General features: G+C 43.7%; 14 protein-coding genes. 10 read left to right on the top strand and 4 right to left on the bottom strand.

From position 1 onward, the window contains the following. Positions 1 to 54: 54 nt before the first annotated feature. Both R7044_RS01960 and R7044_RS01955 read right to left on the bottom strand, forming a co-directional pair. Positions 55 to 1,398 (bottom strand): MATE family efflux transporter, encoded by a 1,344-nt coding sequence (locus R7044_RS01960; RefSeq protein ID WP_025767935.1) that lies wholly within the window; start codon positions 1,396 to 1,398, stop codon positions 55 to 57. A 121-nt stretch (positions 1,399 to 1,519) separates the two neighbouring features. Further along, the gene (locus tag R7044_RS01955) at positions 1,520 to 1,834 is read right to left on the bottom strand and encodes a DUF496 family protein (protein ID WP_005373603.1); all 315 of its coding nucleotides are present in this window, start codon (positions 1,832 to 1,834) and stop codon (positions 1,520 to 1,522) included. Positions 1,835 to 2,075: 241 nt separating this feature from the next. Between R7044_RS01955 and R7044_RS01950 the strand changes: the two genes are divergently transcribed. The 8 genes from R7044_RS01950 to R7044_RS01915 all read left to right on the top strand — a co-directional run bounded on the left by R7044_RS01950 (position 2,076) and on the right by R7044_RS01915 (position 10,308). Then, positions 2,076 to 2,279, top strand: coding sequence for a hypothetical protein (locus R7044_RS01950; protein WP_031777159.1), 204 nt, complete (start codon positions 2,076 to 2,078; stop codon positions 2,277 to 2,279). Positions 2,280 to 2,444: 165 nt separating this feature from the next. Continuing rightward, a complete protein-coding gene (locus tag R7044_RS01945; RefSeq protein ID WP_005373594.1) occupies positions 2,445 to 3,095 on the top strand; it encodes a YceH family protein in 651 nt (216 codons plus the stop codon). Then, positions 3,092 to 3,409, top strand: a complete 318-nt coding sequence (locus tag R7044_RS01940) for a GIY-YIG nuclease family protein (RefSeq protein WP_053304534.1) — start codon at positions 3,092 to 3,094, stop codon at positions 3,407 to 3,409. Before R7044_RS01945 ends, R7044_RS01940 begins: the two co-directional genes overlap by 4 nt. A 330-nt stretch (positions 3,410 to 3,739) precedes the next feature. Further along, a complete protein-coding gene (locus tag R7044_RS01935) occupies positions 3,740 to 4,837 on the top strand; it encodes an autoinducer 2-binding periplasmic protein LuxP (protein ID WP_225455315.1) in 1,098 nt (365 codons plus the stop codon). Beyond that, positions 4,837 to 7,413, top strand: a complete 2,577-nt coding sequence (gene luxQ / locus R7044_RS01930) for a quorum-sensing autoinducer 2 sensor kinase/phosphatase LuxQ (protein ID WP_017635176.1) — start codon at positions 4,837 to 4,839, stop codon at positions 7,411 to 7,413. The genes R7044_RS01935 and luxQ overlap by 1 nt, the downstream gene beginning before the upstream one ends. Before the next feature lie 295 nt (positions 7,414 to 7,708). Then, positions 7,709 to 8,164, top strand: a complete 456-nt coding sequence (locus R7044_RS01925; protein WP_033906368.1) for a MarR family transcriptional regulator — start codon at positions 7,709 to 7,711, stop codon at positions 8,162 to 8,164. A gap of 35 nt (positions 8,165 to 8,199) precedes the next feature. Continuing rightward, positions 8,200 to 9,258 carry an HlyD family secretion protein gene (locus R7044_RS01920; protein ID WP_017635178.1) on the top strand — a complete coding sequence of 353 codons (1,059 nt, stop codon included), beginning with the start codon at positions 8,200 to 8,202 and terminating at the stop codon, positions 9,256 to 9,258. Positions 9,259 to 9,270: 12 nt separating this feature from the next. Then, complete coding sequence (locus R7044_RS01915) at positions 9,271 to 10,308, top strand: DUF2955 domain-containing protein (protein ID WP_017635179.1); 1,038 nt, start codon at positions 9,271 to 9,273, stop codon at positions 10,306 to 10,308. A 2-nt stretch (positions 10,309 to 10,310) separates the two neighbouring features. On the opposite strand, the gene R7044_RS01910 is transcribed toward R7044_RS01915, so the two are convergent. Together R7044_RS01910 and R7044_RS01905 are read right to left on the bottom strand one after the other, a co-directional pair. After that, on the bottom strand, positions 10,311 to 10,973 hold the full coding sequence (locus tag R7044_RS01910; RefSeq protein WP_017635180.1) for a flagellar brake protein: 663 nt from the start codon (positions 10,971 to 10,973) through the stop codon (positions 10,311 to 10,313). Between the two features lie 95 nt (positions 10,974 to 11,068). Further along, positions 11,069 to 11,995, bottom strand: a complete 927-nt coding sequence (locus R7044_RS01905) for a DMT family transporter (protein WP_025767932.1) — start codon at positions 11,993 to 11,995, stop codon at positions 11,069 to 11,071. Positions 11,996 to 12,143: 148 nt separating this feature from the next. On the opposite strand from R7044_RS01905, the gene R7044_RS01900 reads away from it, so the two are divergent. Both R7044_RS01900 and R7044_RS01895 read left to right on the top strand, forming a co-directional pair. Then, positions 12,144 to 12,599 carry an Lrp/AsnC family transcriptional regulator gene (locus R7044_RS01900; RefSeq protein WP_005373581.1) on the top strand — a complete coding sequence of 152 codons (456 nt, stop codon included), beginning with the start codon at positions 12,144 to 12,146 and terminating at the stop codon, positions 12,597 to 12,599. A 5-nt stretch (positions 12,600 to 12,604) separates the two neighbouring features. Further along, positions 12,605 to 13,228, top strand: a complete 624-nt coding sequence (locus tag R7044_RS01895; RefSeq protein ID WP_005373579.1) for a class I SAM-dependent methyltransferase — start codon at positions 12,605 to 12,607, stop codon at positions 13,226 to 13,228. The last annotated feature ends 416 nt before the right edge of the window (positions 13,229 to 13,644 follow it).

Genomic DNA, 13,644 nt, shown 5'->3' with positions numbered 1-13,644 from the left:
TAGACAAGGCGTCAAAACGATAAAGCCCCACTTCAGGGGCTTAGTTCTGATTATTCATTGTTGTGCGTTGGCTTGCGCGCCTGCGAGTTTGCGTATGGTTTGGCGATAGGTTAGGTATGCGGAAACACCAGCTAACAGGTTGCCGATACAAGCGCCTAAGAGTAAACCTCGGATTCCATCCATTTGAGCGCCAACCCACAAGCACGGTAGGAAAAAGACAAACAAGCGCAGCGCTGAAATGGTGAGCGCGGTGTAAGATTTGCCTAATGCATTACAAAGAGAAACCATTAGCATACAAACCCCTAATGAACCCAAACTGATCGGCACTATCAGTAAATGCATTTCCAAGACTTGCTCCACTTGCACATCACTTGTCATCAATAATGCGAGTGGGTTTGCGACGGCAAATGTAATGGCAGCAATCAAAAGTTGGAAACCTAGAATGAATTTTACGGCAATACTGACGAGCCTTTGGATATCTTCATAGTTCTTTGCTCCAAGTAAGCGTCCAACCATTGGAGGCATAGACATTGTCAGCGCCAAGACCGAAACGATAGCAAAGAACTCATAGCGTGAACCAAGCGCCCAAGCGGCGACTGCTGCGGTTCCAAAGCTTGCCAATAATTTTGTTGCTAGCATGGAAGACAACGGTGGCAGCAGTTGGCTAATCATCGCGGGGCCCATAATGTTACCGATAGATGCAACACTTTTGGCTACGTTAAGATCTTGCCATTGTGTCGTTGCCCAGTGATTCTTCTTCACGCGAGGAGCGACGACTAAAATACCAAACCCAAAAGCGACGATGGTTGCTATTGCCGCTCCGTTAATACCCAAGTCAAACGTGAAAATAAATAGCGGATCGAGTACAAGGTTCACGCCGCTGGTTATCATCATCATTGTGCCAGGTAACATTGTATTGCCATTAGCTCGGCAGATACTGTAATAAAAATACAAAACCGCACCAGTCCATGAGCTTAATAACCACCAAGGCCAGTAACTGTCGATTATCGGCATAACAGATTCTGGAGCGCTTAATAGAGCTAAAATGGGGTAGCGCAAAAGCCAAATTAGCCCGCCAAAAATAGCGACACCAATTGAGCCGATCATCAATACTAATCCGCCAAGTTGTTTGGCATACCGACTTTCATTCGCTCCAAGAGCTTTAGAAATGACCGCTGTCGTTGCGATTCCTAGACCGACTTGAATGCCGATAATGACCATTTGCAAAGGCAGAGTGAAACCTTGAGCGGCTAACGGTAAAACGCCGAGCTGACCGATAAACGCGCTATCCACAAGCTGAAAGCTCATTAAAGACAGAACGCCAAAAAGCATTGGCCAGGTCATCGTAAATAATTGTTTTGCAAGCGTTGGTTGTGTACTTGTCGTAGTTGAAGACATAGAAAGCTGAATGCGTTAGGAATAAGAGTTAGATTGATTGTACACGGCGGTTAGTTTAGAGACAAAAATAAACCCCGAGGAAGATATTCTTGCTCGGGGTTCGAAAATCTAGCTTACGCGTTTATTTTTTGCCGCTAGTTTGCTTGTCTTCTTCAGTCAGCTCACGAATGCGACGGCTGATGTCACGACGTGCTTTAGAGATCTCAGCGCTTTTAATGATGTGGTCATCTACACGATCTTCATAGTCTGCTTTCATATTTTTGATGATTGCGACGATTTCATCGTGAGTCATTTCTGGTTTGATGTAGTCTAGAAGGTTTTCTAGAAGATCAACACGTTTGCGGTTATCACGAACTTTCTTCTCGTTATCAAGAAGCTCACGTTTTAGTTTGTTTTTACGACGAGCTTGGTTAACGATTTCAAATACGCTACTCATAGTTCTCTTTCCTAATTTTATGAATATCTTCCTCGATTAAAGCACAACATCCAGTGGCATAACAGTCTTTAGATCAATAGCAATGCAGAGTTGAACATTTCTCAACCAATTGCGCTGTGTACATATAATCGTGCTGCTTTCTTCGAGTTTTGGCCAACATCGTAGAATCCATCGATTCATTGTCATAACGTGGCCTTCACTATATTATCAACACCATTGAATGCAAAATGATGAACTTGATATGGACTCTGGTAACACTGCGGAGCAAGTAAATAGTCAAGATAATGAGCAAGTCACTCGCTCTGTGGCTGAAAAGTTAAAAACGGCGTATATCAACGCCCGTGAGCAACTCGAAATCATCGAAGTTGAGCTTAATCGTTCAAAAATAATGATGGTCGACCAAGATGGCAATTTGACGAGAGTGCCGATTCTCTCGGAGCATTGATACCTGACCCTATTCGTAAGGGGTGTCAGGTCTTACGCTATGCTTTAGCCTGACACCAACACCTGAACCGCTAACGCTTCTTGCACTGCTGTGTGAATTTATGGCGTATGATTTCGAAGCGATTTAGGTACAAAGTCAAATGCAAAAATAATAAGGAAATGCATTATGAAAGTTGAGCTAACGGCAATTGAAGCACGAGTTATTGGTTGCTTGATCGAAAAAGAAGTCACTACCCCAGATCTTTACCCCCTCAGCCTGAACGCATTAACCAACGCGTGTAATCAAAAAAGCAACCGTGATCCCGTGATGTCACTCTCTGAGTCAGACGTACTCGATGCCGTTGATGCTCTTATTGAGCGCAGGCTCGTCAGTGACGAAAGTGCGTTCAACAGCCGCGTCAGCAAGTATCAACACCGTTTCTGTAATACGGAATTTGGTGATTTAAAGCTGACAGAGCAGGAGAAGGGCATTGTATGCTGTATGCTTTTGCGCGGTGCTCAAACACCTGGGGAAATTCGTACTCGTACTAATCGTCTCGCGACATTTCATGATGTAAAAGAAGTGGAAACGGTCCTTGAGCATTTAGCAAGTGAAGAGAAAGGACCATTAGTGGTCAAATTACCACGTGAGGCTGGTAAGCGGGAGTCGCGTTATATGCATTTGTTCTGTGGTGATGTTGATGCGTCCGAACTTGCAGCGCCTGTGTCTGCTGCAAGCTCGAGCTCCGATCGAGTAAGTCAGCTAGAGCTCGAAGTCGCTCAGCTGAAAGAAGAGCTGGATGAATTAAAAGCTAAGGTTGAGTCACTGCTTTCATGATGGAAAATACAACGCAGCGTTGGAGTGTCTACCTGATACGAAATAACCGCAACGCGTTGTATTGTGGTGTTACCAATGATGTTGAACGAAGATTCAATCAGCACCAAACCGGAAAAGGAGCGAAAGCTTTGAAGGGAAAAGGCCCTTTGGTATTGGAATGGTCATCGGATTTTGAGTCAAAGACGCTTGCGATGCGAGCAGAGTACTATATTAAGCAACTAACTAAAGCGAAAAAAGAGCTGCTCGTTATGTCAAAAGCAAATATTGTCGTCGACGAACATCAACAAATGATGTTAGAGATAGTGGCACTCTGATAAGCCCTTGCTACGCAAAGATACACGGAAACCGCCTATGTCACATTGGCGGTTTCTTTTTGTTTTTGGAGTACCATGTAGGAATAAACTGACGCATAATGGGCTGGTGTTCTGTTTAAAGGTCCTGAGTATGAAAAGCGCGAAATGTCTCTACGTCATCGAGACAAAGGAAGCGACTCAATGTACTTTATTTGCATCCACTCAGACCAAGAACCAATTTACTATTGAAACAGGCACTAAGAGGAAGGTAGATTACAAGAGTATAGGATGACTCGGCTAGGTAATGAATAGAGCTGAATTAGGCTCATAAAAAAGCTAAAAGAGCAGTAGATGAAAAAAGCGTTAGTATTCTCCCTGATTTCAATGGCCGCTTTTGCGCCGAATGTGCAGGCCACCCAAGTTCTTAATGGGTATTGGGCATATCAAGAGTTTTTAGACCAGTTTCCACAACAGAAGCAGCTAACTAGTGCGTTGGCTGAAGTGGTAAGAGAAACCCCTATACCCGTAGCAAAAGACAAAAAGCGTCCACTGAAAATTTCTGTTGTTTATCCAGGGCAGCAGATCTCTGATTATTGGATTCGAAACATCGATGCGTTTGAAAAACGCCTAGATAAGCTTGATATCGACTATCAACTAAATCAAGTGTTTACTCGTCCTAATGCAGATATAAAGCAGCAAAGTTTGTCTTTAATGGAGGCGCTGAAAAGCAACTCCGATTACTTGATCTTTACTCTAGATACCACAAGACATCGTAAGTTTGTTGAGCATGTCTTAGATTCAAAGAAAACCAAGTTAATTTTACAAAATATCACCACACCTGTTAGGGATTGGGAACATCATCAGCCGTTTCTTTATGTTGGTTTCGACCACGCAGAAGGAAGTCGTGAATTGGCCGTTGAGTTTGGCAAGCGTTTCCCTAAACATAGCCACTATAGTGTTCTCTACTTCTCAGAGGGCTACATTAGTGACATCAGAGGCAACACTTTTATCAACCAAGTGAACCGCGATAATCAATTTGAACTACAATCTGCTTACTACACCAAAGCAACAAAGCAATCTGGGTATGAAGCTGCAAAAGCCAGTTTGGAGAAGTATCCGGACGTTGACTTCATTTACGCGTGTTCTACCGATGTAGCATTAGGTGCTGTTGACGCTCTTAAAGAGTTAGGTCGTGATGATGTCATGATCAATGGTTGGGGCGGCGGTTCAGCAGAGTTAGAGGCGCTTTCTAAAGGGGAGTTAGACGTTACCGTTATGCGTATGAACGATGATACAGGTATTGCAATGGCTGAGGCCATTAAGTGGGATTTAGAAGGAAAGCCAGTTCCCACCGTTTACTCTGGTGATTTTGAAGTCGTTACCAAATCGGACTCTCCAGAAAGAATTGAAGCATTAAGAAAACGTGCATTTAGATACTCAGATAATTGATGACAACTACATCAAAAACAAGAAAGCGTCGCTCACTGTCGACGCTTATTACCAAAATAATTATTCTCGTACTTGCTCCGATCATTCTAGGCATCTTTGTTCAGAGTTATTACTTCTCGAAGCAGATTATTTGGCAGGAAGTCGACCGAACCAAGCAGCAGACCTCTGCCCTGATCCTGAACATTTTTGATAGCCATTTTGCAGCGATTCAGATTCATCACAACAGCAATTCGAAAAGTGATGTTGTATTGGATTTTTATACAGAACGTGATGAAGAGGCACTCAATTACTTTTTCATGAGTATTGACCAGAGTGATCCTTCCCATACACCGGAGTTTCGTTTCCTAACCGATCATCAAGGTATTATTTGGGACGATGGCAACGCGCATTTCTATGGCATCAACAACCTGATACTTAGCCGACTTGCCAGTCAAGTGACCTTTAGCAACAACTGGTATTATCTACCCTCACAGACCCCGATGGGAACTCGTCATCTGTTACTTCGTCGTGTACCTGTTTTACAACCTAAAACCGGTGAAGTGATGGGGTACTCTTACAATGTTGTTGTTTTAGATAATAACTTTGGGTTGATGGAAAGGTTAAAAAATGAAGGCAACGTCGACAATGTTGTGTTGGTCGCTAACAACACACCATTGGCAAGCTCATTAGTAGGAGATGAGGCTTATCAAATATTTGACGTACTCAAACGACGAGAGTCCCAGCACAAGCTTGACCAATTATTGATCATCAAAACCCCTATTGAGGTAAATGCCGCCGAGACTGACTTGTGCTTGCTTACTGTGCAAGACAATCAGAGCGTGGTGACATTGCAAATCCAACACCTGTTAGCAATGCTAGCCTCAGTTATCGGTATGGTCATGATTGCGCTAATGACTAAAGAATGGATCGAGAATCGAGTAGTTGAAGAGTTAGGATCCCTGATGGCATATACCCGCTCGGCTCGTGAAGAAAAAGGATTTGAGCGTTTTGAGGGGTCAGATATTGAGGAATTCGATCATATTGGTTCGACACTAGAAAACACTTTTGAAGAGCTTGAAGCACAAAAGCGGTCTTTCCGCGACCTGTTTAACTTTGCGTTATCACCTATTATGGTGTGGTCTGAATCGGGTGTACTTGTCCAAATCAATCCGGCAGCACGCAAAGAGTTAGTCATGGAAAACGATGTTGAAACCATGCACCCAGTGTTCAAAGGTTTCAAAGAAAAGTTGATGCCACACCTTCGCATGGCGGCTCAGGGAGCTACGTTGACAGGCGTTAATGTGCCAATTGGAGACAAAGTATATCGCTGGAACTTATCGCCGATTCGAGTTGATGGAGATATTAGCGGTATTATTGTTCAAGGTCAGGATATAACCACGCTTATTGAGGCGGAAAAACAGAGTAACTTGGCGCGCAAAGAAGCAGAAAAATCTGCTCAAGCCCGTGCCGACTTTCTGGCTAAAATGAGCCATGAGATCCGAACGCCAATCAATGGAATTTTAGGGGTTGCTCAATTGCTAAAAGACTCTGTGGAAACAGAAGAGCAGAATAACCAAATTGACGTACTTCGACATAGTGGTGAGCACTTACTTGCTGTTTTGAATGATATTTTGGACTTTTCGAAGATTGAGCAGGGTAAGTTTAATATCCAAAAGCACCCGTTTTCTTTCACTGATACAATTCGAACGTTAGAAAACATTTATCGTCCTATTTGTGAAAGTAAAGGTGTCAACCTTGTCATTGAAAACAAAATAGATCCCAATGTTGAAATCTTTACTGACCAAGTTCGTCTGAACCAAATTTTATTCAACCTAGTCAGTAACTCAGTAAAGTTTACGCCCTCGGGTAGCGTGCGCTTGCATGCTGAACTTGAGCAGTTCTATGGCGCTGACAATAGTGTGCTGGTCGTGGAAATTACGGATACAGGTATCGGCATCGAGTCTGACAAACTCGACCAAATGTTCGAACCTTTTGTTCAAGAAGAAGCAACAACGACTCGAGAATACGGCGGCAGTGGCTTAGGGCTGACCATTGTGAAGAGCCTTGTCGACATGCTGGAAGGTGATGTTCAAGTCCGCAGTCAGAAAGGCTTAGGAACGACTTTTGTCATTACAATGCCAGTGAAAGATCGTGAGCGAGTACTCACCCCTCTTGATTCGAGTTTGCGAGTTAAGCCAGGTGAACTATTTGCAGAGAGTCTCAAAGTGTTGTTGGTAGAGGATAACCATACTAACGCATTCATTCTAAAAGCGTTTTGTAACAAGTACAAAATGCAGGTTGATTGGGCGAAAGATGGGTTAGAAGCAATGGAATTCTTAAAAGATCATACTTACGATTTGATACTGATGGACAACCAACTTCCGCATCTTGGTGGAATTGAAACGACCAAAGAGATCCGACAAAAGCTAAAACTAGGCACGCCAATTTATGCGTGTACTGCTGACACCGCGAAAGAAACCAGTGACGCCTTTATGGAATCGGGTGCGAATTACGTGCTTCTCAAGCCGATTAAAGAAAATGCGCTCCATGAAGCATTTGTGGATTTTAAGCAGCGGTTCTTAGTCGAGCGAACATGAATAATTGGCTCACTACGAGATAACCCAATTATTCATTATCTGAAAAGCACAACACCATGACTGTGGGTTGTGCTTTTTTGTATCTGACCCTTTTACTCTTATACAAATCAGACTTTATTGGTCTCGACGTTTGTTGTGTACATCGCTGCATTTCAAATTCAAACATAGTGTTGTGTTACTTAGATTTCTGCCCCTTCACTGACACACCCAATGTGATTTCAATCACAAAAAGATATTTACTTAGCGTGCTAACTATTTTATATTGCTTAGCACGCTAAGTAATTGAGTAGATCTTATGATTCAAGACATCAACAGTTTGCGAGACCTTTCTCTGGCTGAAAAATTATCTCGTGTTGCTCGTTTGTGGAAAATGGTTGCAGATCGCGAGTTAGAGCCTTTAAACCTAACGTATCCGCGTTGGACTGCGTTATGGAAGCTTTATCGAATGGGTGACAACATCAGTCAGAAGCATTTGGCTGAAGCGCTTGAGATCGAGTTAGCGTCGTTGATGCGAACATTAAAATTATTAGAAGAGCAATCTCTGATCGTTCGCTATTGCTGTGAACACGATAAGCGAGCACGTATTGTTAGCCTCACAGAAGAGGGGAAAACCCTACTAAAGCAAATGGAGGCTCGAATTCTTCAAGTTCGAAGCAAGCTCCTAACGGACATCAACGACCAGGAACTTCAGCAGCTTTCATTGATTCTTGATCAGATTGCTCACAATGCGCTTGATTCACTTAGCGAATAAGTCAGAAAACCGAATTAAAAGAGAAGTAAACGCCTATGACTCCAGATCAAAAATTCGCACGTTGGATCAAATATTCTTGCGTCGCGTTTGTCCTTGTCTTTGCCTATTTTCTAGTTGCAGATCTCGCCATGCCGTTGACGCCTCAGGCAATGGCAACGCGTGTGGTAACTAAAGTGGCCCCCCGTGTGAGTGGGCAGATTACACATCTTTATGTTGCCAACAACCAAGAAATAAGCCAAGGCGATCTACTATTTCAGATTGATCCCCAGCCTTATCAGCTTGCCGTAGAAAAGGCTCAACTTAACCTTGAGCGTGTGATTCAAAACAACGAACAACTTGATGCTTCTATTGCTGCGGCAAAAGCAGACGTTGAAGCGAGTAAAATCGTGGCGGAACAAAAAGTTCGCGAAGCAAAACGTCTTAATACCCTGTTTCACCGTAATGGTACTTCGCAACAGCAGCGCGATGACGCACAGAGCAGTGCAACGGCAGCTAAAGCGAACTTACTGGCCGCACGTGCTCGTTTAAAAGAGTTGGAAGTAAACCGCGGTGATTTAGGCGCAACGAATGTGAATATCCGCGTGGCGCAAAACCAGCTAAAACAAGCGGAACTTAATCTGTCTTACACTCAAGTCTCGGCGGAACATGATGGCGTTGTCGCTAACTTGCAGCTGGAGACGGGGGCCTATGCGGCAGCTGGTACACCTCTTGTCGCTTTAGTCTCCGATGACGTGGATATCATTGCCGACTTTCGTGAAAAGAGTTTACGACACTTTAATCAGAACAGCCGTGCGTTAGTGGCTTTTGATAGCTTACCTGGTGATGTATTTGAAGCTCGTATTACGAGTGTGGATGCCGGGGTCAGCTCGGGTCAATTCGATGCGGACGGTCGCTTAGCAACACCAACTGACTCAAACCGTTGGGTGAGAGACGCGCAGCGCTTACGTTTACATTTAGCTATCGATGAACCTCAGCAGCGCGCATTTCCAGCAGGGGCACGAGCAACCGTGCAGTTGTTGCCAGAAAACTCATTATCTGGTTGGTTAGCGAGGTGCCAGATCCAATTCTTGAGTCTTCTTCATTATATTTATTAACGAGGAGGCGATATGAAGTTATGGGACCACCCCATGTCGGAAAACGACTTCCGTCAGTGTTTGCGCATTGCAACTGGTGCGACCATTGGTTTCACTTTATGTAAAGTATTTGGTTGGAACTATGGCGTATTCTTTACTGTAACCCCGATGCTGTTACTTGGAATGGTGCCAGTCATGAGTCTACATGCCGCACGACAACTGATTTTTTCAGCGGTTGTGTGTGGATTAGAAGTTGGTGTGCTTGGTGGGTTATTTGGTGGGCACCCAGGCATGATGACAATCATTGCATTCGGGTTGTTCCTGTATAAATTCGCCTGTATGTCAAAAGGGAGCTTATTCTTATTTGGAGCGAACAGCGTACTGAGCTTAAGCATCATGCTGCACTTTGCGAGTTATCCAACCACTGACTTAAATGACCTAATCTTTAGCAATCTGCAAGCGAATGTTATTTCAGTGATCGTTGCTTATGTGGTGACATTTTTGATTCCCGATGCGGAACCTCGTCAGCCACCAGCGAAACCGTCGCAGCCTAAACAGAGTCATCGCATGCGTCATGAAGCCCTTATGGGGGCGAGTATCGCTACAATGTCTTTCCTTGTATTCCAGCTATTTGACCTCAGTGACTCTATGTCTGCTCAGGCGACAACCTTACTTTTATTGTTTCCTATGCATTGGAACGGTGCTTTAGGGTATGCGCGAAAAAGAGCAATGGGGACCTTGATGGGGGTGACCTTTGGTATTGTCGGACAACTTGTATTATACGATTGGTCGGATACCTTATTGTTTATCGTCCCATTGCTTTGGATTGGGGCTATGATGTTCAGTTATATGCACGTGAAAGAGTCTAGCGGTTCGGGAGCCGGATTTGGCGGTTTAACCACATTAGGCATTTTGTTCGGCCAATATCTTACTCCGGATGGTGACTTAATGTTCAGTGCGCTGTATCGCGTGAGCAGTATTTTGTTTGCTATTGTTGCGACGCTGCTTGTGACCTATACGGTTCACAGAATACTCAACAGCTTTGAGGCGACGCGCTTTAGCGAGCAGTAAGTTCAGACGTTACTGGTTAGAAAGGATTGCTCCAGTAACTCTGTTTTTAGTTCGTGAGTCATCTCAATGGGACTGGCAAACTTAATTCCAACTACCCATCCCTTCACCAATTTCTTAATGTTGGCAATGACACATCGATTTTCTTCTCCGATATAGTGGCTTAACGGGCATTCGATGGTAACACTCTCACCCACGTTGAATTCGGGCTCAATCAAGGTTGATATACCAACACCTGCTAGAGAGAAATCGATAAGGCTACCGTCGTAGACATTCCCTGCATGAATAACGTTACAGTCCATTTGCAACTTGTAACGCTCATGTTCCCGAACTGGTTTGGTTGCAAATGTTCCTGGAATGCGGATAAACAAAAGGGGGGATGGTCGAACGGTCGTAGTCAGCACGCTGGACTTAAACGCAATGACATGGCCTAACTCCGTATCTGATACACCACGCACGATGACATCGGCGTTGGGGAGTTTTCTCATCACTTGCTCTTCAAGCAAACGCATTGGTATATCAAGAATCAAATAAGCATTTTCTTTCATCCCCAGATAGGTGGTGGAATACGTATATTGATCCTTAGGCCCAAATTCGAAATTAGTAGAAAGCTTCATTCCCGGTTTGAGAAACCTATGCAGTTCATCTTTAGTATGAGTGGCTGGCATCACATTGGCGTTTTAATTTTTTAGTTAAGCTGAGGCTATCAAAACGCCATTTTGTTATTCAAGATAGTAAGGCATAAGTTTTTGTAAAATCATCGCTATCTGTGAAGTGGTGGGCGATAAGTTTGGTTCATTCCATCTTTCATAAAGATTTGGCTTGCCACAATACTGCCGCATGTGACCAACATCAGCGCTAACCAAGTGAGAGAATCTGGTTGTTCACCAAAAATTGGAACGGCAAGAAGTGTCGCGACGACTGGAGTTAATGAACCAAAAGCAGCGCTGGCTTCGGCACCGATGATCCTAATTGCATAAATGAAAGTGAAAGAAGCGATTAAACCTGCGCCAACACCTTGTAGCATCGCGTGGCCAAATAACTCCTCCCATGGCCACTGGCTGAAAGGTGTTACCACCAAATAACTGTCTACCCACCCGAAACCAACAGCGATGATGAGCAGAGCCAAAGACGCGATTGCAACGAATCCTGCACAGACGTGTGCATTAAGATTGGCGACACGAGCGCTGATGGTGAAAGCAGCCCACATGATGCTGCCAGTTAGAAACAGGATATGCCCTTGTAATTGAGACCAGTTGTACTCTGCGCCGCTATTAGAAAGAAGGAATACGAAAATCCCTAACAGCACCGTAGAAAGCCCGATTAAGCGGTGAGCACTCAGCGACTGTTGATAACAAAGTACCGCGATAGCAGAAACAAACAATGGCAAAGTGCCAGGTACTAATGCACTGCCGTGCGCCACGGGAGCGAAATGCATAGCCGTTCCGACGACCAGAAGATAGGGAAGGCCGCTTCCAACCACAACACCAACCAGGTAGCGTTTAGGCACTACGCGCAGCGACTGTTTATGCTTAATCACAAATGGTAATAAAATTATACTTGGGATTAGAAAGCGAACTAACGCGATATCGGCTGGCTGCAAGGCAGAAATTGCGCCCCCTTTTAAAGAAATAAAGAAACCAGACCAAAGCAGTAAGGTCGTTAATATAGCTGCGTATCCCAAGATCATTATCGACATGTCCATTTGTAAATGATGTGTTAATTGTTGAATAAAACTCTTGCCAAAGGGAGGCAAAGTTTGACGTAATTAGGCTTGATGTTGGTGATAAATTGCGTATAAGTGTTAATTGTTGGTGATTAAAGGCACGGAAGAATAAATGGATAAAATTGACAGGCAACTTATCAACCTAATGCAGAAGGATGCCACTCTGACAACGGCAGAACTTGCTGACCAAGTAGGGCTATCGGCATCACCTTGTGCAAGACGCATTAAGCGTTTGGAGCAGGAAGGTGTAATAAGTGGTTATCGAGCTATTGTGTCCAGAGACACTGTAGGCATCGCGATGACTGTATTTGTTGAAGTGAGTTTAAATAACCACCAAGCTTCTTCGATTGATGAGTTTGAACATGCCGTTGTTGAGATGGATGAAGTGATCTCATGCCATGTCGTATCAGGGGCCTATGATTACCTGTTAGAGGTGGTCAGTAAAGATCTCGCTGGTTATGAAACATTTACTAGAAAGTTACAGCGATTAGAAAATGTGAAAGATATTCATACCCACCTGGCGATTAGACAAGTGAAAGGAAATGGCAGTTTGCCGATTTATGCATAAGAAAGATGAAATTTTTCGATAGACTTAAGATTGCCCACTATCATCGAAAGCGATATAGACAGTTTGGTAAAGACAGAGCCCGAACTCTGGGATGGGCAGATAAGTATAGTCAGATCAGCCGTTTTGAGGCGTTGTGCCGAGGGTTAACGTTAGACGGTTCAAGTATTTTAGATATTGGGTGCGGCTACGGAGACTTGTTAGCGTTTATCGAACTTACGGGGGGGCTTCCTCAAAGCTATATTGGCATTGATCAGCAAAAACAGTTTATCTCTGAAGCCAGAAAACGAGATTTTCGTACGCAAAGTAAGTTTATATGTGGCGACTTTTCAACGTTGGTATTGCCTCGTTGCGACTTTGTTTTTGCTTCCGGATCATTGAACTATCAATCCACCAACCCAAATCATACCATTGAAATGATTGATAAAATGTACCGAGCGACAGAGAAAGGTTGTGTGTTTAACTTGTTGGATGAATCCAAACTACCCAGCATGAAAATGTTAGCGTCGCACAATAAAGAAGGTGTCTTTCGCTATTGTCGGTTGCTGTGTCCGAATACACGATTGATTGAGGGGTACTCCGAGCACGACTTTACGATTGCCATGATCAAAAAAGCGGAGTCCGTTTCCTGACTTCGCCTTATAAATTCTTAAGCCTTATTGGTTTTTGTATTGTGAGATTTCACAGTTACCTGTGTATCTATCAACCTTGAATGAGAACGCGGCTGAATGGTATTCCCTCCCATCACTCCATATTGTTTCTCCGAAGATTTTACACAGATCCAAATCACTGATTGAACCGAACTCTTTTACGTGCCTAACTACTGACAAAAACTTGGCTTTGGTAGCATTAGGACATTCCCTGTTACTTAATCGATTGATAACCATGTTTGTAGCATCATCTCCAGCCAAATGTGACTTTTTATTAAATTTTATTAATGGCTAAACTAACCAAAAAATGTCCATAAGTAAAGCATTAATGTGACGTATGTCTCTATAAATTGATTGTCTTGGTCATGGTTTAGTCAAGTTTGTCAAAGGGAGCAATC

Source organism: Vibrio sp. 1402, assembly GCF_033340275.1.
The sequence above is the reverse complement of the archived record's forward strand: the minus strand, read 5'-3'. Positions and strand labels throughout refer to the sequence as shown.

What these genes read in the sequence shown, in the direction of transcription:
- R7044_RS01910 (WP_017635180.1), bottom strand. Translation starts at nt 10,973, where the DNA reads ATGCCAGCCACTCATACTAAAGATGAACTGCATAGGTTTCTCAAACCG.
- R7044_RS01950 (WP_031777159.1), top strand. Translation starts at nt 2,076, where the DNA reads ATGGACTCTGGTAACACTGCGGAGCAAGTAAATAGTCAAGATAATGAG.
- R7044_RS01895 (WP_005373579.1), top strand. Translation starts at nt 12,605, where the DNA reads ATGAAATTTTTCGATAGACTTAAGATTGCCCACTATCATCGAAAGCGA.
- R7044_RS01960 (WP_025767935.1), bottom strand. Translation starts at nt 1,398, where the DNA reads ATGTCTTCAACTACGACAAGTACACAACCAACGCTTGCAAAACAATTA.
- R7044_RS01940 (WP_053304534.1), top strand. Translation starts at nt 3,092, where the DNA reads ATGATGGAAAATACAACGCAGCGTTGGAGTGTCTACCTGATACGAAAT.
- R7044_RS01915 (WP_017635179.1), top strand. Translation starts at nt 9,271, where the DNA reads ATGAAGTTATGGGACCACCCCATGTCGGAAAACGACTTCCGTCAGTGT.
- R7044_RS01945 (WP_005373594.1), top strand. Translation starts at nt 2,445, where the DNA reads ATGAAAGTTGAGCTAACGGCAATTGAAGCACGAGTTATTGGTTGCTTG.
- R7044_RS01900 (WP_005373581.1), top strand. Translation starts at nt 12,144, where the DNA reads ATGGATAAAATTGACAGGCAACTTATCAACCTAATGCAGAAGGATGCC.
- R7044_RS01925 (WP_033906368.1), top strand. Translation starts at nt 7,709, where the DNA reads ATGATTCAAGACATCAACAGTTTGCGAGACCTTTCTCTGGCTGAAAAA.
- R7044_RS01905 (WP_025767932.1), bottom strand. Translation starts at nt 11,995, where the DNA reads ATGATCTTGGGATACGCAGCTATATTAACGACCTTACTGCTTTGGTCT.
- R7044_RS01935 (WP_225455315.1), top strand. Translation starts at nt 3,740, where the DNA reads ATGAAAAAAGCGTTAGTATTCTCCCTGATTTCAATGGCCGCTTTTGCG.
- R7044_RS01920 (WP_017635178.1), top strand. Translation starts at nt 8,200, where the DNA reads ATGACTCCAGATCAAAAATTCGCACGTTGGATCAAATATTCTTGCGTC.
- luxQ (WP_017635176.1), top strand. Translation starts at nt 4,837, where the DNA reads ATGACAACTACATCAAAAACAAGAAAGCGTCGCTCACTGTCGACGCTT.
- R7044_RS01955 (WP_005373603.1), bottom strand. Translation starts at nt 1,834, where the DNA reads ATGAGTAGCGTATTTGAAATCGTTAACCAAGCTCGTCGTAAAAACAAA.